Source organism: Sorangium sp. So ce693 (assembly GCF_051521375.1).
In the GTDB taxonomy this organism is placed as follows: domain Bacteria; phylum Myxococcota_A; class Polyangia; order Polyangiales; family Polyangiaceae; genus Sorangium; species Sorangium atrum.
Genome location: NZ_CP150347.1, coordinates 3,460,219 through 3,478,737, shown reverse-complemented (window position 1 = coordinate 3,478,737; position 18,519 = coordinate 3,460,219). Strand labels below are relative to the sequence as shown.

General features: G+C 69.4%; 11 protein-coding genes. 9 read left to right on the top strand and 2 right to left on the bottom strand.

What is annotated here, in order from left to right:
- Nucleotides 1–136 precede the first annotated feature (136 nt).
- The 3 genes from WMF14_RS13340 (at nucleotide 137) to WMF14_RS13330 (ending at nucleotide 2,875) form a co-directional block, all read left to right on the top strand.
- Nucleotides 137–1,054 (top strand): SIMPL domain-containing protein, encoded by a 918-nt coding sequence (locus WMF14_RS13340; RefSeq protein WP_437801355.1) that lies wholly within the window; start codon nucleotides 137–139, stop codon nucleotides 1,052–1,054.
- Nucleotides 1,055–1,202: 148 nt separating this feature from the next.
- The gene (locus tag WMF14_RS13335) at nucleotides 1,203–1,901 is read left to right on the top strand and encodes a hypothetical protein (protein WP_437801354.1); all 699 of its coding nucleotides are present in this window, start codon (nucleotides 1,203–1,205) and stop codon (nucleotides 1,899–1,901) included.
- A 92-nt stretch (nucleotides 1,902–1,993) separates the two neighbouring features.
- Nucleotides 1,994–2,875 carry a tRNA1(Val) (adenine(37)-N6)-methyltransferase gene (locus WMF14_RS13330; protein WP_437801353.1) on the top strand — a complete coding sequence of 294 codons (882 nt, stop codon included), beginning with the start codon at nucleotides 1,994–1,996 and terminating at the stop codon, nucleotides 2,873–2,875.
- A gap of 100 nt (nucleotides 2,876–2,975) precedes the next feature.
- Here WMF14_RS13330 and WMF14_RS13325 read toward each other — a convergent pair whose 3' ends face one another.
- On the bottom strand, nucleotides 2,976–3,653 hold the full coding sequence (locus WMF14_RS13325; RefSeq protein ID WP_437801352.1) for a hypothetical protein: 678 nt from the start codon (nucleotides 3,651–3,653) through the stop codon (nucleotides 2,976–2,978).
- Between the two features lie 233 nt (nucleotides 3,654–3,886).
- Here WMF14_RS13325 and WMF14_RS13320 point away from each other — a divergent pair, with 233 nt between their 5' ends.
- The gene (locus tag WMF14_RS13320) at nucleotides 3,887–4,324 is read left to right on the top strand and encodes a nucleotide triphosphate diphosphatase NUDT15 (protein ID WP_437329054.1); all 438 of its coding nucleotides are present in this window, start codon (nucleotides 3,887–3,889) and stop codon (nucleotides 4,322–4,324) included.
- Between the two features lie 509 nt (nucleotides 4,325–4,833).
- Nucleotides 4,834–10,329, top strand: coding sequence for an AAA family ATPase (locus WMF14_RS13315; RefSeq protein ID WP_437801351.1), 5,496 nt, complete (start codon nucleotides 4,834–4,836; stop codon nucleotides 10,327–10,329).
- On the opposite strand, the gene WMF14_RS13310 is transcribed toward WMF14_RS13315, so the two are convergent.
- Nucleotides 10,298–10,669, bottom strand: a complete 372-nt coding sequence (locus WMF14_RS13310) for a response regulator (RefSeq protein WP_437592446.1) — start codon at nucleotides 10,667–10,669, stop codon at nucleotides 10,298–10,300. The genes WMF14_RS13315 and WMF14_RS13310 overlap by 32 nt on opposite strands.
- Nucleotides 10,670–11,272: 603 nt before the next feature.
- Between WMF14_RS13310 and WMF14_RS13305 the strand changes: the two genes are divergently transcribed.
- The 4 genes from WMF14_RS13305 to WMF14_RS13290 all read left to right on the top strand — a co-directional run bounded on the left by WMF14_RS13305 (nucleotide 11,273) and on the right by WMF14_RS13290 (nucleotide 18,248).
- A complete protein-coding gene (locus tag WMF14_RS13305; protein ID WP_437801350.1) occupies nucleotides 11,273–11,503 on the top strand; it encodes a hypothetical protein in 231 nt (76 codons plus the stop codon).
- A 112-nt stretch (nucleotides 11,504–11,615) separates the two neighbouring features.
- Nucleotides 11,616–13,109, top strand: coding sequence for a protein kinase domain-containing protein (locus WMF14_RS13300; RefSeq protein ID WP_437801349.1), 1,494 nt, complete (start codon nucleotides 11,616–11,618; stop codon nucleotides 13,107–13,109).
- A gap of 124 nt (nucleotides 13,110–13,233) precedes the next feature.
- A complete protein-coding gene (locus WMF14_RS13295) occupies nucleotides 13,234–14,463 on the top strand; it encodes an ATP-binding protein (RefSeq protein WP_437801348.1) in 1,230 nt (409 codons plus the stop codon).
- A gap of 464 nt (nucleotides 14,464–14,927) precedes the next feature.
- Complete coding sequence (locus WMF14_RS13290) at nucleotides 14,928–18,248, top strand: beta-propeller domain-containing protein (RefSeq protein WP_437801347.1); 3,321 nt, start codon at nucleotides 14,928–14,930, stop codon at nucleotides 18,246–18,248.
- Nucleotides 18,249–18,519 lie beyond the last annotated feature (271 nt).

Genomic DNA, 18,519 nt, shown 5'->3' with positions numbered 1-18,519 from the left:
GCCGAGGGGGAGCAACGCCGCCGCCTCGGGCATCGCCGGAGCGCCTCGGGGAGCGGCCCGTCGGTCTGCTCGCGGCGGCGAGCGCCGAGGGGGCGCCCCCCTGTAAGCCGCCGTGGGCGGCGCGCGTTGCACGGGCATGAAGAACCAGCGCTCCCTGTCCCGCACGTGCCTCGCCGGGCTCCTGCTCTCGGTCACACCGCTCCTCGCCGCGTGCGCGGCGCAGGCGTCGCCGCCCCTGGCCAACGCTCCGGAGGTCAACACCATCACGGTCGTCGGCCGCGGCGACGTCAGCGCGAGGCCTGACGTCGCCCGGGCCCAGATGGGCATCGAGGTGATGGCGCCGACGGTGCACGAGGCGACGAAGATGGCCGCGGCCCGCATGACCGAGATCCTCGGCGCGCTCAAGAACGCCGGCCTGGCCGAGAAGGACATCCAGACCAGCAACTACTCCATCCAGCTCGTGCGGCAGTCCGACGTGCCGCCCTGGATGGCCATGGGCTACGCGCCGCCCGCGACCGCGCCCGCGCAGGCGGCGCCGGCAGCGCCGCCCGCGGCTCCCGCGGGGCGCGGACCGAAGCCGACGCCGACGCCCGCGCCGAAGCCGCCGCCTGCCGACCTGGCGCCGGCAGCGCCGCCTCCGCCGACGCACTTCTATCAGGTGAGCAACACGGTGATGGTCGTGATCCGCAAGCTCGATCAGGTCGGGGCGGTGCTCGACGCGGCCGTGGCCGCCGGCGCGAACAACGTCTGGGGCGTCTCGTTCGGCCTCGACGAGACCGACCCGCTCGAGGCGCGCGCGCGGGAGAAGGCGATCGCGGACGCGCGGGCTCGCGCCGAGGCGCTCGCCAGGCTCCAGGGCGTCTCGCTCGGCCACGTCGTCTCGATCAGCGAGGTCGTCGAGCAGGGCCCGATCTACGCCCCCCGCCCCATGGCCGCCTCCGGCGGGTACTCCGCGGACATCGGTACGCCCGTGTCGTCCGGCGAGGTCCCGTTCGGCACGCAGGTGAAGGTCGTCTACGCGCTGGAGAGCGCGCCGGCGACCCCGCGCAAGTGACCTCGCGGCGCAAGTGGCGGGGCCGCGTGGGCCCCGCCCTGCGCGGCGGCCGCCAGATTCCAGCTAGATCAACCGCACATCGCCCCAGCAGGTAGAGTCCCAGAATCCAGCACGGCCCCAACCCCATCGGTCCCTGCACAGCGCCACCATGATCGCTCCGTCCCGCCCTTTCCCTCGCCGCGCTGCCGCCTTCGCGGCGCGCTCGCGCTGCCCCGCCGCGCTCGTCCGCTCGCTCGCGGCGGCAGCGCTCGCCGCCTCGACCACGGGCTGCCTCGTGGTCTCGCCGCCGGTGTACGAGCATCCCGAGCAGACCGCGCCGGTGCTCACGGCGGTCTCCCCTCTCCCGCACAGGCCCATACACGTCACTCCGGAGGACAAATCCAACTACAGATCGAAGGATTTCGTCGCGACGGTGCTGTCCGAGGACAGCGGTGATCCCGTGCGGATCGCCCTGTACGTCGACTACGGGAGCCGCACATCGGAAGACTACCCGTATCCGTACCGGAGGTTCGCGGAATTGCCCTCGTTCCCGGCCGGGGCCATCGCCGACGGACAGCGCGTCATCACGGCCACGTTGAACTTCGGCCTCGTGGCTTTCCCGAACGACGGAGCGACGCCGGTGCGGGAGTGCCATACCGTCACCATGGTGGCAACACACGCCTTGAACGCGAACAAGTGCAATTGTCCGGACAACCCGGACGACATGGGCTTGCTCACCTGGCAGATCATCGACTGTGACCCGAGCGAGCCGACATGCCCCAAGTCGTGCCCTCCGCTGGACTGCGAGACCATCCCGTGCCTCTTCTGCGATGATCCCTCGCTCGAGGATCGCTGCGCGAACCGCTGAAGCCGCGGGGCCGCCGCGCTCCACGCGGGGCCGCGCGCTCGAGGGGGATGGCGCGCGCCCCTGGCGCCGCAGGGGCGTGGTACATGGGGTCGATGATCGCTCCCCCTGATGTCCAGCCGTCCCTCGCGCCGCGCGGCGGGGTCGTGCGCCCTGCGCGCCGGCCGCCCGGGTGGGTCGCCCCCGGGCCGCAGCCGGCGACGCCGGATCGCCCGGACGTCTGGCCCGGCCCCGGCGAGGACCTCTGCTATCTGTCGGGCGACTTCCGGATCCTGCAGCGGCTCGACGGGCACCGCTGGTCGGCCGACGACCTCGTGACCGCCTGGTTCGCGGCCGAGCGAGTGGCGCACGCGCCCCCGCTCCGCACGGTCGACCTGGGCTGCGGCATCGGCACGGTGCTCCTGTTCACCGCGTGGCGCTTCCCGGACGCGCGCTGCGCGGGCGTGGAGGCGCAGGAGGTGAGCGCCTCGATGGCGCGGCGCTCGGTCGCGTGGAACGGTGTCGACGCGCGCGGCGAGGTCCGGTGGGGGGACCTGCGCGATCCGGCGGTGCTCGACGGGCTCGCGCCTGCGGACCTCGTGACGGGGACGCCGCCGTACCTGCCGGTCGGCACCGGCATCGAGTCCGGTCGGGTCCAGTGCGGGCCGTGCCGCTTCGAGCACCGCGGCGGCGTGGAGGACTACTGCCTCGCGGCCGCGCGGCTGCTCGCTCCCGGCGCGCCGTTCGTGGCCTGCGCGGCGGCGCGGCAGCGGCCTCGCGTCGAGGCGGCGGCGGCTGCGGCGGGGCTCGCGCTCGAGGCGTGGCGCGACATCGTCCCCAAGGACGGCAAGGCGGCCCTGTTCTCGGTCTATGCCCTGCGCCGCGCCGAGGCCGTGACGTCGTGCCACGACGAGCCGCCGCTCGTTCTGCGAGGCCAAAACGGGCGCTTCACCGAGGAGTTCGACGCGCTCCGCCGGACGATGGGAATGCCGGTGTAGCCGGGCTCCTGCGCGGGTGTCGCGCCGGTGGCTCACCGCTCTTGGACAGCACTCGTTACCGGCAGATCCGCACCGGCAGATCCGCCTCTTTCGGCGGCGGTCAGCTCGGCTGCGACACGAGCGGAAGGGTCATGGTCTGCGCGCGGAACAACGGCCGTCCGTCGCGCGACGCGGGCGCGTCCTTCGCCTGCTGGCCCTGGGCCGGGCGCGGGCGCGCCGGGCGCGCCGGCTTGTCTCCAGGCTCTGGCGCAGGCGCAGGCGCAGCGGACACGCTCTCGACCGGGGCCTCCCATGCGTGCCGGGTCCCGCCGGCCTCGTTGGCCTGGAAGAACACGGCGCGGAGCGCCCTCCCCTCGACGTCCGTCTCGACGGCCATCATCCAGAACCACGGGCCATCCGGCTCGGTTTCTCCCCCCATGAACGAGAAGGCCATCTGTCGCGACTCCGCGCGGCGACCGTGCTCGCTGCGCGCGGCCTCGAGGTGCCGCTGCGAGGGTTTGTCGGCCGGACCGCGGTACACGCGCACGGCGACGCCCTCGATGTGCGGCATGAAGTACAGCCCATCTCGATGGACGGAGAGCCAGGGGTGTTTTCCGCTCTCTTCCAGCTTGCAGAGGGAATGACCGAACCGCTCGTGCGCCTTGCAGCCGATGCCCCAGCTGGTATCGCCCTCCTCGCGGTTCGCCTCGCTGAACGCCTTGTTGCGGACATCGACCGCCGTCTGCGCCAGGAGGACGAGCCGACTCTGCTGGAGGACGGGGTTCAGCTCCCAGGGCAAGGACGCATCCATCGGGTCTGGCACGGTACGCGTGTTCACTGAAAAGTCAATCGGTACCGGCGCTTGCACGTGCGCGAGGTGGCTCGGTGCGCCGCGCGGGCGGCGCGGCTCGCGCAGCGGGAGCGGCGGGTCGACCGGACGCCTTCCGAGCGGCGCCGCTGCGCGCCGTGCCAGAGCGCGCCGTGCTAGAGCGCGCGCCACGCACGACGGGTGCCGCGTGCGGGGAGGTGTCCTTGGGAGAGGCGATCGTCGGAGGGAACGCCGCTGAGCGGCCGCTGGTCGGCGTGGGCGTCATGCTGGTGCGCGACGGGCGCGTGCTGCTCGCGCGGCGGCGCGGCAGCCACGGCGACGGCAGCTACTCGTGGTGCGGCGGCCACCTCGAGCTCGGCGAGTCGTTCGAGGACTGCGCCATCCGCGAGGTGCGCGAGGAGAGCGGCCTCCTCGTCAGGAAGCTCTCCTTCCTTTGCCTCAGCAACATCCTCGCCTACGGCAAGCACTACGTGGACATCCAGCTCCTCGCGGAGGAGTTCGACGGCGAGCCCGAGGAGCGCGAGCCCCACAAGATCGCCGGCTGGGGCTGGTACCCGCTCGACGCGCTGCCCAGCCCGCTGTTCCGGCCGGTGGAGCTGGCCATCGCGAGCTACCGCAGCGGCCGCCGCTACAATCCATGATCCCGGCCGCATGCGCGCCGCCCCCCGGCGCCTTCATCCTGGGAAGAGGAGATGGAGACGGCGGCAGCGGCGGACCGGGCTGCGGTGGGGGCGCCGGTGGTCGAGGCGGCGGCGGCAACGGCGCGGGCGGCGACGCCGGGTTCGGATAGCGGGGCGTAAGGGCGGGGTGTGGGCTCGCCGTCCGGGCAAGCGTAGCCGGACCCGCCTTGCCTGGTTGGCTGCTTTTCCTTTTCCTTTATGGAACGCAGACTCATGACGCCTGCGACGTGAGGGACAAGATCCACACTCATGTCGACAGCGCATGGCATCACGGTCCGTCACGTCTTCACAGGATCCTGCCGGCACGGGGCGCTGAGCCCGGCTGGTATGGATTCGAGCCCCCGTGATGCGCTCAATCACGTTCTCGGTCCGGCTCGGCGGCCCGGCCGGCGATGGCCGAGCCCTGTGGAGCACCGCGCACGCGGCCCCATCGTCCCCGCCGAGCGTGTCGCGCATCAGGAACCCTCTCCATGCCCCTCGCCTCCCCGTACACGATCACCATGCCTCTCTCCCTCGATGGCAGAGCCGTCGTCTATCGTGCGGTCAGGAGCGCCGATCGCTGCCCGGTAATCCTCAAGGTGCTCGATCCGCGGCGCAGCCGCCCGAAGGACCGCGAGCGGCTGAAGCACGAGTATGAGCTCGGACAGCTGCTCGACGCCCGAGCCGTCATCAAGCCGCTCGCCCTCGAGACGTACCAGGGCATGCCGGCCCTCGTCCTGGAGGACTTCGGCGGCCAGTCCCTCGATCGCCTGCTCGGGACGCCCATGGGGATCGAGCGCTTCCTCCCCCTCGCGATCCGCATCGCGGCGGCGGTCGCGGACGTTCACCAGCAGGACATCATCCACAAGGACCTGAAACCCGGCAACATCCTCGTCAACCCCGCCTCCGGCGAGGTCAGGATCGCCGACTTCGGGTTCGCGTCCCGCCTCCCCCGCGAGCAGCAGCGCGCGCAGCCGCCCCGGCTCATCGAGGGCTCCTTGCCCTATCTATCGCCGGAGCAGACAGGTCGGACGAGCCGCGCCATCGACAACCGCACCGATCTCTACTCGCTCGGCGTGACGTTCAATCAAATGCTCACCGGCAGGCTCCCCTTCGAGGCGCGCGACCCGGTCGAATGGGTCCATTGCCACGTGGCCCGCGTTCCCACGTCGCCGTCGGAGCTCGTCCCCGAGGTGCCCGAGACGATCTCGCGCATCACCCTGAAGCTCCTCTCCAAGATGCCCGAGGATCGCTACCAGAGCGCTCGCGGCCTCCAGCGCGACCTGGAGAGGTGCCTCGCAGAGTGGAGCGCGAGCGGGCGGGTGAAGCCGTTTGCGCTGGGCGAGCGAGACACGACAGGCCGGCTCCAGATCCCGCAGAAGCTCTATGGCAGAGAGGCGGAGATCGCCACCTTGCTGCAGGCCTTCGGCCGCGTGGTCGCCACGGGGACGCCGGAGCTCCTGCTCATCTCCGGATACTCCGGGATCGGCAAGAGCGCGCTCGTCCATGAGCTGCATAAGCCGATCATTCGGGAGCGGGCCTTCTTCCTTTCGGGCAAGTTCGATCAATACAAGCGCGACATCCCCTACGCCACGCTCGTCCAGGCCTTCCAGGAGCTCGTGATCGAGCTCCTCGCCGAGAGCGAGGAGCGGATCGCGGCGTGGAGACGGCAGCTGCTCGACGTCCTCGGGGTCAACGCCCAGCTCATCGTGGAGGTGATCCCGCAGGTCGAGCTGGTCATCGGACGGCAACCGCCGGTCCCCGAGCTGCCGCCGACCGAGGCGCAGAACCGCTTCCGCATGGTGTTCCGGCACTTCATCGGGGTGTTCGCCCAGAAGGAGCACCCCCTCGCGCTCTTTCTCGACGATCTCCAGTGGGTCGACGCGACCAGCCTCGGGCTGCTCAAGGACCTCTTGGCCCACCCTGAGATGCGCTATCTCCTCATCATCGGCGCCTACCGCGACAACGAGGTGTCCCCCACCCACCCGCTCCTGGTGACGTTGGACGAGGTGCGGAGAGACGGCGCGCGCGTCTCGAACATCGTGCTCGGCCCGATACCGCACGAGCACCTCGCCGCATTCGTCGGCGAGGCGCTTCGCTGCCGCCTCGAAGACGCCGCACCGCTCTCCGATCTCGCCTACGAGAAGACGGCCGGCAACCCCTTCTTCGCCATTCAGTTCCTCCTCTCGCTCCATGAAGAGCGCCTGATCGAGTTCGACGAGCGCACGGAAGCCTTTCGGTGGGACGTCGCGAAGATCCGCGAGAAGGGCTACACCGACAACGTGGTCGACCTGATGGTCGGCAAGCTCAGGCGGCTGCCCGCGAAGACCCAGGAAGCGCTGAAGCAGCTCGCCTGTCTGGGAAATACCGCCGAGGTCGCCCTCCTGGCGATGGTTCGCGGCAGCGTGGAGCACGACGTACACGCGGACCTCTGGGAGGCCGTCCGCGCGGGCCTCGTCATCCGCGTGGACAGCACATACAAGTTCCTCCACGACCGCATCCAGGAAGCGGCCTATTCGCTCATCCCGGCGGAGCTGCGCGCCGAGAAGCATCTTCAGCTCGGCCGGCTCCTTTTGTCTCGGTTGCCAGAGCAGGGGTTCACAGAGCGGGTCTTCGACGTCGCAAACCAGCTCAATCACGGTGCCCACCTCCTCACCGATCCGCGCGAGAAGGAGGCGCTCTGCCGGCTCAACTTCCAGGCGGGGACCAAGGCAAAGGCCTCGGTGGCCTACGCGTCGGCTCGCAGCTACCTGGCCCAGGCGACATCCCTGCTGCCACCGGACGCCTGGAGCGCACGGTACGAGGATGCATTCACGCTCCACCTGGAGCTCGCCGAATGCGAGTACCTCGTCGGCCGCTTCCAGCGGGCCGACGAGCTGTTCGACCTGATTCTCCAGAACGCCCGCTCCAAGCCCGACCGATCCAGGGCGTACCGATTGCGCCTGCGGCTCTACCAGATCGCCGGACGGCACCGCGATGCCGTGGCGGTCATGATCCAGGCCCTGCAGCTCTACCGGGTGATGCTGCCGGAGTCCGACGAGGAGCTCCAGATTGCCGCGGAGGCCGAGATCCGGCAGGTCTCGATCAACCTGCAGGGGCGCCCCATCGCCGACCTCGTCGATGCGCCTGTAGCCACCGACGAGAGCGTGCGGGCCCTCATCGGCCTGATCGCCGAATCGTTCCCCATCGTATACACCTCGCGACCAGCGCTCTGGGTCCTGCTCACCGCCAAGGGGGTGAGCGTTTCCCTGCAGCACGGGCACGCCGAAGAGTCCTCTTTCATCTACAGCAATTACAGCATGGTGCTGGTCTCGATCTACCGCGACATCCCGCGCGCGCTTCAGTTCTCCGAGATGGCGCTCAGGTTGAATGAAAAATTCAAGAGTGCCACGGCAAAACTGAAAGGGAAGCTGCTCTTCCAGAACGCGAGCGTCATCAAGGTCTGGTGCGGGCGCTTCGCAGCGAGCCTCCCGCTCATGGAGCAGGCTTTTCTCGCTTGCCTCGACATCGGAGATCTCGTCTTTGCCGGCTACTTGACCTACAACATGACATGGCTTGTTCTGGAGAGCGGAGAGCCGCTCGTTCATGTCATCGATGTCGCGCGGAAGCACATCGCGTTCGCCCAGAAGGCCCACAATGACGTGGTGTACCATATCCTCCGGCTCGAAGAGCAGTTTGCAGCGAGCCTGAAGGGAGCGACGCAGGCGCCCACGAGCTTCAGCGACGGCACCTTCGACGAGGAGAGTTGTATCGCGGCTCTCAAGAAGGCGGGCTATGGCGTTGGAATTACATACTACCACATCATGAAGCAGATCGCGACATTTACCCATGAATGCTATGCCGAAGCGCTGGAGTCCGCGACCAGCGCCACGTCGACGCTGCACCAGGTGGCATCCATGGCGATCGAGGCGATGCATCACTTCTACCACGCGCTCACGCTGACGGCGCTCTATGCGCAGGCCCCCGCCGAGCAGCAGCGGCAGTTCGCGCAGACGCTGGAGAAGCAATTGCAGAAGCTGGAGCACTGGGCCGACAACTGCCCCGAGAACTTCCGGCCCCGCTACGCCCTGGTATCAGCCGAGGTCGCCCGCACCGAGGGCCGGGACCTCGACGCCATGCGCTTCTATGAAGAGGCCGTCCACTCGGCGCGCGACAGCGGCTTCGTGCACGTTGAAGCGCTTGCCTACGAGCTCGCATCTCGGTTTTACCGGGCGCGAGGGTTCGTGCGCTTCGCCGACACCTACCTGCGCGAGGCCCGCTCCTGCTATGTCCGCTGGGGCGCCGACGGCAAGGTCCAGAGCCTCGATCGATGCTACCCCGAGCTCGTCGAGCGACCCTCGGTCGCGCTCACCGCCACGTTCGTGGCCGCGCCCGAGCAGCTCGACCTGTTCTCGGTGGTCAAAGCCTTGCAGAGCATCTCGTCCGAGATCCTCTTGCCGAAGCTCAGCGAGACGCTGCTGCAGATCGTGCTCCAGCAGGCTGGCGGGCAGCGAGGGGCGCTGATCCTGGTCCGCGACGGCAAGCTCGCCGTCTACGCCGAGGCCACGACCGACGGGACGGAGATCCGCGTCGCGAGCCACAAGGGCGTCCCGGCCTCGGCGGCGGCGTTCCCGATGTCGATCCTCCACTACGTCGCGCGGACGCGTGAGCCCGTCATCCTGGACGAGGCCGCCGTGGCGACGCGGTTCGCTTCGGACGAGCACCTCACCCGGAGACGGCCGCACTCGCTGCTGTGCCTCCCCATCGTACGGCAGGCGCGCCTGAGCGGCCTTGTCTACCTGGAGAACAACGTCGCGACGGGGGCGTTCACGGCCGGCACGATCCGGGTGCTCGAGCTGCTCGGCGCCCAGACGGCCATCTCGCTCGACAATGCCATGCTCTACGCCGACCTCGAACGGAGCCAGATGGAGATCAAAGCGGTGCTCGACAACATGGTCGACAGCGTCTTCGTCGTCGACCGGAACGGGCGCGTCACCCTGGCCAACCATGCGGCGGCGCGTCTCGCAGGGCTCGCGAGCCCGGACGAGGCGCGCGGGCCCATCGCGGAGCTGGTGCGGCGGCTCCGCTTCGACCGCCCGAACGGGACGCCCTATGAAGCGGAGCAAACGCCGCTCGTGCGCGCGCTCGGCGGCGAGACGGTGACCCTGGATGAGGGGACGATCTCGCTCCCCGGCGCGGAGCGGACCCGCTACGTGCACACGAGCGCGTCGCCCATCCGCGACGCGGGGGGGCAGGTGGTGGGCGCGGTGGCGGTCGTGCGGGACGTCACCGAGCTCGTGGAGCTCGACCGGCTCAAGGACCAGTTTCTCCGCGTGGCCGCGCACGAGCTCAAGACGCCCGTGACGGTGATCATGGGCTATGCCGAGATGCTCTTGCGCACGGCGACGGAGCTGCCGCCGAGCCAGCGCCGGATCCTGGACGGGCTGCTCCGGGGCGCCGACCGGATCGAGCGGATCGTGGCCGATCTGCTGTTCCTTTCGCAAGTCCAGCTCGGCCGGCTGGATCTTGTGCTCGAGCGCGTGGATCTCGGGGAGCTGGTCGACCGCATGGCGGCGCGCCTGGAGCAGGGGGCGCGGTCGCGCCGCATCCGGGTCACGTGCGCCGAGCCCGTGGTGCTCCAAGGTGACCGCGAGCTCTTGGAGCGGGTCGTGGCGCACCTGCTCGACAACGCCCTGCGGTACTCACCGGATGGCGGCGAGGTGGAGCTGGAGGTGCGGATGGCGGACGCGCTCGACGCCCTGGTGTCCGTGCGCGATCGAGGGGTGGGGATCCCCGTGGAGAAGCAGGCGCGGATCTTCGAGCGCTTCCATCGCGCCCACACCGATACGCCCCACGATTACGGAGGGATGGGGACGGGGCTGTACCTCTCGCGCGCGATCGTGGCGCGCCACGGAGGCGAAATGTGGTTCGAAAGTGAGGAAGGCCGTGGCAGCACGTTCCACGTCCGCCTGCCCCTTACATGCGAAGGTGCGACCGTACCATCCTGACCAGCTGGTCGCAGTGAAAGGGCTTCGCGATCCACCCTGCGGCGCCGATCTCCTGGGCTCGAAGGGCGGCGTGCTCGGCCGCGGTCAGGACCATGATGGGCACCGACCGGCCGTATCGGATCTGAAACTCCCGCGCGAAGGTCCGACCGTCCATGACCGGCATCTTCATGTCGAGCAGGATGAGGTCGGGCATGTGTTCACCGATCCTCTCCAGAGCTTCTTGTCCGTGCCGCGCTGTCTGCACATGGAATCCCTCCACCGAGAGCATCATTGCCACGAGCTCGCGCAGATCGTCGTCATCTTCCGCAACGAGAATATTCATCGTTACCTTGATCTCCATGGCGCCAGAGTGACCGATAGGGCTCAGGCCACCTTTCCGTTCACTCAGCGCGGGAGCCCGATGACTCCGTCGAGCTCTCTTTACTATCGATCCGCTAGCCGTTATCCATCAACACTCATTTTCTATATTGTACTGCACTGTACAGCCGTTCCTCGCTCCCGGCGCGCCGGCACAGACGGACTCAACCGAGAGCGTCCTAGTGGCCATTTGGGTATAGCCATTCCGATTCACGTCGGCCTTCAAAAAACCCCTCATCGCCGGACGGTTACTCCCTCGGTAACCGCCTTTCCGCCGACAGGCAGGTCCGACGGCAGGCATGCGGCCTGGCTCTGCCTGCAAGCCCACGACCGAGGTGATCGTGACGACCCTGCCGCCATGCTGGCTCGCCCGTATGCTCGGCGGGGAAGAGGCGAAGCTCGCCATGGATTGACGAGAGGGATCGCTGCTGGACGGCTGAAACAATCGAGGCCGGCGACACGCGTCAAGGCCATCGCTTCTTCGGCGTGCACCGAGCAGCGTGAGCCAGCCGCCCGCCCGGCCCCCCCCCCCGCGCGGTGCCGCGCCTCGCCGCGGCATGATTGACCCCAGTTCAATAGCTCTGGTATGAACGCGGCTCGGCGCCCGTGCCCCGCGCTGCGCTGCCGCTCGCCCGGGACGGGCTCCCCAGGCCCCGCGCACGAGCGGTTCTTCGACCTGCTCCGCGGGCAGGGCTACGAGATCGACCGGTTCCTCCGCGCCTACGAGCGCGACGGCCTGGCCGGCCGGCGAGCGCGGCGCAAAGCCACGCTCGCCGCGCAGCGTGGCATCCTGCCACAGCAGCGACATCCCGCTTGACCGTGACGCGTCGGCGACACGCCGGAAGACCGCCGCGTGCACCGCGGTTCGCAGCTGCAGCGCATGACGCTCTCCGTTGATAGCCATGCGCAGGGCACGTATCATGCGCACCATGGCAGACGCGGCGGACGGCTCGCCCGGCTTCAGCACTGGAAGCGCGAACGGCGGCGATCCCCCCGCGCCGCTCGTGCCCGACGTCGCGGATACGCTGCAGGGCGTCGACACCGTGGTACGCGACCGTCCTCCCGGGCGGGCGGAGCCGCCGGCCGAGCGGGACGGCGACGGCTCCACGCTGAGCGACGAGGACCTCTGGAAGGCCGCGGCGCGCTCGAGCATGCACGAGGGAGGCAGCGCGGTTCAGGTGCCGCCCGAGGGCACCTTGCTTGGAGGGGTCTACCGCGTCCTCGGTCGCCTCGGAGAAGGGGCGATGGGCGTCATCCTCCTGGCGCGCGACGAGCAGCTCCAGCGGGACGTCGCCATCAAGCTGCTCCGGCCCGAGCAGCTCGACAACGCGCAGATGCAGGCCCGCCTGCTGGCGGAGGCGCGGGCGATGGCGCGCGTCCACCACCCGAACGTCGTCGAGATCTATGCGTTCGGCGAGTACGAGAACGCGCCGTATTTCGTCATGCAGTACGTGCCCGGGGTCACGCTCGACACGCATGTCCACAACAAGGGAGGCCGGCTCGGCCTCGACGAGGCCCTGAGCGTCCTCGACCAGGCCTGCCTCGGCGTCTCGGCGATCCACGCCTCGGGCATCGCCCACCGCGACGTCAAGCCGAGCAACATCCTCGTCGGCCAGGCCCTCCGCGTGGTGGTGGCCGATCTCGGGCTCGCGAAGCGGATCCCCCGCGGCGATCGGATCGAGCTCGCCTTCTCCGGCACCCCGGCGTACCTGGCGCCGGAGGTGGCGCTGGGCCGGCAGCTCGATCCCGCGCTGCTGCCGCGCATCGACGTCTACGCGCTCGGGGTGGTCGCGTACTACCTGCTCGCCGGCCGCCTGCCGTTCCAGAGCACGAGCACCGTCGATCTGGTCATGCAGCACGCGTATCAGCCCCCGATCCCGCCGAGCGAGCTCTGCACGGATCTGCCGGCGTCGTTCGACGCGCCGGTGCTCGCGGCGCTGGCCAAGGAGCCCGACCAGCGCACGGCGAGCGCGGAGGCGCTGCGCGAGGCGCTGCTCGACGCGCGCGGCGCCATGCCGGCGTACGCGCGCACGACGCGCGTCATGGTCGCCGACGACAGCCCGTCGTTCCGCAGCTTCCTCACCAGCGTCCTCGCGGAGGCGCTGCCCGGCGCGGCCATCGAGACGGCGCCCGACGGCGCCGCGGCGCTCGCGGCCATCGAGGCGAACCGCCCTTCCCTCGGCGTGTTCGACCTCGACATGCCCGGCCTGGATGGCATCGCGCTCACGGCGGCGGTGCGCAAGCTCCCACAAGGGGATTTCCCGATCATCGTGGCGACGGGAACCGGGGGCGCGGCCGACTGGCAGTGCCTGTCGCGCCTCGGCGCGTCGGCGTTCCTCGTCAAGCCGTTCGACGCGGGGCAGCTCATCACCCTGGCGCGCGCGCTCGTGGGCGTCGCCGAAGAGCAGAAGCGCCGGCAATGAAGGTCGGGGCGAAGACCCTGGCCCCCGCCACGGTGGGGGTGGAGCAGGCGGCGTGGCGCGAAGCTTGCCGGCGGGAGATCGCCGATGTCCGGCGTGGGCGAGGCCCCCGATGAACGACAGCGAGATGAAGGTCCTGCTTGTGGATGACGACGAGGTCGACCACCTCGTCACGCGGAGGCTCCTCCGCGACGCTCCCCGCACCCGGTACGACGTGACGTGGCTGAGCAGCTCGGACGAGGCGATCCGGGCGCTGCGCGCCGGCGGCTACGACGTCTGCCTCCTCGACTTCCGGCTCGACGCTCGGACGGGCCTCGACGTCGTGCGCGAGGCCAACCACCTCGGCTGCGCGATCCCCATCATCATGCTGACGGGGGTCGGCGACGACGAGATCGACATGGCCGCGATGAGCGCAGGCGTCGCGGATTACCTCGTGAAGGGGAGGTTCGACGCGCAGATCCTCGAGCGCACGATCCGCTATGCCATCGAGCACAAGCGGAGCCAGCTCAAGCTCAAGCAGTACGCCGACACGCTGGAGGAGAGCAACCGGCAGCTCGTCCAGATGCACGAGGAGCTCGCGGCGAAGAACGCGGAGCTGGTCCGGCTGAACGAGGAGAAGAACCGCTTCGTCGGCATGGCGGCCCACGACCTCAGGAACCCGCTCGGCGTCATCCTGGGCTACAGCGATTTCATGCTGATGAGCCACCGGCGCGGGGAGCCGTCGTCGCTGCTCAAGGAGGGTGGCGTCGAGATCGTCAACATGATCAGGAGCTCGAGCAAATTCATGCTCTCGCTCATCAACGATCTGCTCGACGTGTCGATGATCGAGCTCGGCAAGCTGAACCTCGACAGGAAGAGCACGGATATCGTCCAGCTCGTCGAGTCGAACGTGGCGCTCAACATGGTGCTGGCGGGGCAGAAGAACATGAAGCTCGTCGCCGAGAGCGACGAGGGCGTCCCGCGGGTCGAGGTCGACGTCCACAAGCTGGAGCAGGTGCTCAACAACCTCATCAGCAACGCCATCCACTACTCGCCTCCGGGCACGACCATCCGCGTCCGGGTCGAGGGGGGCCGCGGGGGCGACGCCGGTGGAGGGGCCGAGGTGATCCTGTCGGTGAGGGACGAGGGGCCCGGGATCGCGGCGGAGGACCTCGGGAAGCTCTTCCGGCCGTTCGGGCGGGCGAGGACGGTCAGCACCGGCGGCGAGCGCTCGACGGGGCTGGGGCTCGCGATCGCGCAGCGGGTCGTCGAGGGCCATGGCGGGCGTATCTGGGTGGAGAGCGTGGTCTCCAAGGGGTCGACGTTCTTCGTGGCGCTGCCGGTGGCGCGATTGGAAGAGAAGGAAGAGGCGGCCTGATCGGCGAGCGAGAACGCGAGTCCCGCGCCGCTCGACGTCACGATAGAGGGCGTTGAGCGCCCGCAGACCGGCACGAGCCGAGGTCGACCAGCGCCGCGTCGCGTGGGCAGACGCCGCCACATGTAAGCGTTCGGCGCTCCACTCCACCCAAGACACCCTGCTGCGCCACGCCGAGCGATCCGCTCTGCCGCCGTTCCGTCACAGCATTCCACGTTGAGCGGCTCCTCCAGAAGGTGGATACTCCGCTGGATGCAAGCTTACGGTCCGCCGTAGCACGAAGGCGCGAAGATCGGCTCGATCGCGGGCTGCGCCGTGCCGGACGCGCCCTCGACCGCTCGCCGGGGACTCGCCGCACCGCCGCCCTCGGGCCGCGACGTTCCGACCACGTTGAACCGTGGTCGACCCATCGATGTGTGCAGTCTCCGTACCTCGAGCGAGGTACCAGGGAGGAGTGAGCCGTGGTGATGAGAAGAGCACTGTTCAGAGGCGTGCTGTCGGCGCAGGCCAGCGTGATGGCCGCGCTCCTCTTGATGCTCGGACAGGGATGCGGGCACGACGAGACCAAGCCCGTGCCCCAGGAGCAGACCCCGCCGGAGCCGGACGAAGAAGAGAACGAGAACCCTCCGCCCGAAGAGGAGGAGCCTGATCCCGATCCTCCCAAGGAAGAGCCCGAGGAGCCAGAGCCCGAGACCCCACAGGGGCCCACCGATTTCGTGTCGGCCGATGATCCGTTCACCGAGGGCTACCTCGGCGAGGAGGAAGAAGAGGAAGAAGAGGAGGAGGAAGAGGAGGAAGAGAGCCGCGAGCTCGAGGAAGGCGACATCTACCGCGTCCTCGGCGGCGGGCAGCTCCTCAACCTCAACACCTTCCGCGGCCTGCAGGTCATCGACATCCAGGACCCGTCGGACCCGAAGTTCCTGGGCCAGATGCAGATCGCCGGCACGCCTGTCGAGATGTACGTCGTCGGCGACCGCGCGGTCGTGCTCCTGAACGACTGGGCCGGCTACCAGCTCAAGGCCGATGGCCTCACCGTGGAGCGGCGGACCGGCGGGACCGTGCTGTTCATCGACATCGCCGACCGCGCCGCGCCGAAGCTCCTGTCGCAGTACCCGGTCACGGGCGCCATCATGACGAGCCGCCTCGCGCGCGGCGAGAGCGCGAGCTCGCTCTACATCGCCTCGAACGGCTCGGAGCTCGAGGAGATCAACCCCGGGCAGTTCCAGTGGGTCAACAAGACCCTCGTCCGGAGCTTCGATGTCGGCGTCGACGCGCTCGTCGAGAGGAGCGAGATCGAGCTCGGCGACACCGTGACCGCCATCCACGCGGAGGCGGACGTGCTCCTCGTGGCGCGCAACAGCGGCAGCTGGTCGCAGGATCCCAGCGAGATCTCGATCATCGACATCTCGAACCGCGACGGGTCCATGGTGCTGCGCGACAGCGTGAGCGCGGCCGGCTACGTGCGCTCCCAGTTCCACATGGACTTCCGCGACAACATGCTGCGGGTCTTCTCCGGTCCGCAGTGGGCCGACGGGTCGCCCAGCTACCTCGAGACGTGGAACGCGGCCGATCCCGACAACATCGTGCCGATCGACAGCGAGGATTTCGGCGCCGAACAGTCGCTCTACGGCGCCATCTTCCTGGACGACAGGGCGTTCGCGGTCACCTACCGGCGTCAGGATCCGTTCCACGCCTTCTCCATCGATCCGAGCGGGAACATCACCGAGGAGAGCGAGTTCATCGTGTCCGGGTGGAACAACTTCTTCCGCCCGGTCTTCGGCGCGACCCGCCTGATCGGCATCGGCGTGAACGATCAGAACGGCCGGAAGCTCGCGGCCAGCCTCTACGACATCACCGATCTGACCAGCCAGGATCCGCTGGTGGCGCGCGCCGAGATCGACGGCGGCGCCCAGGGCTGGAGCTGGTCCGAGGCCGACTGGGACCACCGCGCGTTCACCGTGCTCGACGACGCGGTGGACGCCGTGGCGCCGAGCGGAGAGCCCGAGACGGGCCTCGTGCTGCTCCCGTTCTCCGCGAGCAGGACCGTGGACAACTACCGGCGGCCGTTCTCCGGCGTGCAGATCTTCACCTTCTCGGACACCACGCTGACCCGCCGCGGCGTGATGGAGCACGGGACGCCCGCGCGCCGCACGTTCCGCGCCGAGGACATCGCCACCGCGAACGTCTCCGATGAGGAGCTCACCCTCTATGCGCAGGACAAGCTCGACACGCCCGAGAAGCTCGGACACCTCGATCTCGCCCCGGATTATGTGAAGGTCTTCGCGTTCGGCGAGCACCGCGTCCGCGTGAAGATGCCTTACGATCTCTACTGGACCCCCGCCGAGAACCGGAAGATCAAGGCGGAGGTCGTGCCGAGCACGGGGCTCACCCAGCTCGCGCAGCCGATCGCCACCTTCGATCTGCCGGCCGACGCGCAGCTCCATCAGGTGGGCGACCTGCTCGTGTCGCTGACCACCACCTTCGAGAACTGGGTGGGCAAGGTGACCCACCTCGAGGTGATCGACCTGTCCGATCCGACCGCGCCGCGGCGGGCGGGCACGCTCGACACGAGCGATCTCCCCGCCACGGGCGGCTACTACGGCGGGGCGAGCTCGTTCTCGACCGTGCACCCCGGGCGCGATGCCCTCGCCTTCCTGCGCGTCATCGGCCACTCCGAGGACCTCGGGGTCGGCTGGGCGTGCCGGACCAACTCGGTCGAGGATCCGGGCTGCTTCGGGCAGGAAGGCTGCACGTACATGGCCGGAGAGCGCACGTGCCGCAACATCGGCGGCGAGGAGTACTGCAACGGCGGGTTCGCGGAGTGCACGGACCACCCCGGCGCGGACACGAGCTGCACGCCGGTCGAGGTCGACCGGAACGACATCGTGGGGATCACGTCGACGTATTGTTATGAGTACGTCCCGCGCCGCAGCTGGGCACAAATCGAGGTCCACGTGGTCGACCTCTCCGACCCGGACCACCCGACGGTGACGCCGGCCGTCGCGCTGCCGGACGACAACGAGACCGTGAATGTCCTCAACGACAACGGGGAGCTCTACTTCAATATCAAGCGCTCGATGAGCGGGCTCGCGCCGGACGATCCGCGCCCGCGCACGCAGTACTTCCTCACGCACCTCGATCTGACCAACCCGTCGCAGCCCGCGCTCGATCCGGGGATCAACGTGCCCGGCGAGGTCCTCGCGATCCAGGGGGCGTCGATCTACGCGAGGGACAGGGTGTGGGGCCAGCAGTTCATCGAGACGGCGATCGCGCGGCTCGAGGTGCACGAGGGGCTCGCGTACCTGCAGGAGTACCAGAAGTTCCCCGACCGCCAGGTCAACGCGATCTCCATCGACGGCCGCGGGCTGCCCGTCCTGTCCCACAGCCTGATCTGGCGCCCGGGCAACGGGTGGTACGGCGGATGGGATCCGAACCAGAAGCTGACCACGCTCTCGCCGGCAAGTGAGGCGCCGCCGCCCGAGCCGGAGAACGAGAACGAGAACCCCGCGATCCCCGAGTTCGACGTGCTCTCCACCGTCCGACTCGCCTCGTGGGCGTCGCTGCGCCACACGGCCGACATGCGGGCGCTCTTCGAGGTGCCCGGCGGCGCCCTGGCGATCTCGCTCGAGGAGCCGGAGGCGCCGAAGGCACAGGCGTTCTTCCCCACGTGGGGCTGGCCGGAGAGGTTCGTGACCAGCGGCGAGGAGGTCCTGTTCGCCGCCGGCCGATTCGGGATTCACCAGCTCGACCGCGAGACCGTCAACCTCGTCCCCTACCTGGGCGAGTAGCCGGGCCGCAAGGCAAGCCGGCCGGGGCCGAGCGCCCCCGGGCCGGCTTGCCGCGACGGCGCGCGGCGCGCAGCTCCGCACGGCGCGGCCGCCTCATCCCTCTCTTCGCTCTTCGAACGACACGCATCGCGCAGGCTACGCGCCGCGGCCCTGCCGACCTGCTCCGGCGTCGGCTTGCGCCTGGAACGAACGCCTCGCACCGCGCCGGCCACGCGCCGCGAGAGGTCGACGGGCCGTCACGGGCGCGCGCTCGTGGGTTCGCGCGCCGACC

What these genes read in the sequence shown, in the direction of transcription:
- WMF14_RS13340 (WP_437801355.1), top strand. Translation starts at nt 137, where the DNA reads ATGAAGAACCAGCGCTCCCTGTCCCGCACGTGCCTCGCCGGGCTCCTG.
- WMF14_RS13335 (WP_437801354.1), top strand. Translation starts at nt 1,203, where the DNA reads ATGATCGCTCCGTCCCGCCCTTTCCCTCGCCGCGCTGCCGCCTTCGCG.
- WMF14_RS13330 (WP_437801353.1), top strand. Translation starts at nt 1,994, where the DNA reads ATGATCGCTCCCCCTGATGTCCAGCCGTCCCTCGCGCCGCGCGGCGGG.
- WMF14_RS13315 (WP_437801351.1), top strand. Translation starts at nt 4,834, where the DNA reads ATGCCCCTCGCCTCCCCGTACACGATCACCATGCCTCTCTCCCTCGAT.
- WMF14_RS13310 (WP_437592446.1), bottom strand. Translation starts at nt 10,669, where the DNA reads ATGGAGATCAAGGTAACGATGAATATTCTCGTTGCGGAAGATGACGAC.
- WMF14_RS13305 (WP_437801350.1), top strand. Translation starts at nt 11,273, where the DNA reads ATGAACGCGGCTCGGCGCCCGTGCCCCGCGCTGCGCTGCCGCTCGCCC.
- WMF14_RS13300 (WP_437801349.1), top strand. Translation starts at nt 11,616, where the DNA reads ATGGCAGACGCGGCGGACGGCTCGCCCGGCTTCAGCACTGGAAGCGCG.
- WMF14_RS13295 (WP_437801348.1), top strand. Translation starts at nt 13,234, where the DNA reads ATGAAGGTCCTGCTTGTGGATGACGACGAGGTCGACCACCTCGTCACG.
- WMF14_RS13290 (WP_437801347.1), top strand. Translation starts at nt 14,928, where the DNA reads ATGAGAAGAGCACTGTTCAGAGGCGTGCTGTCGGCGCAGGCCAGCGTG.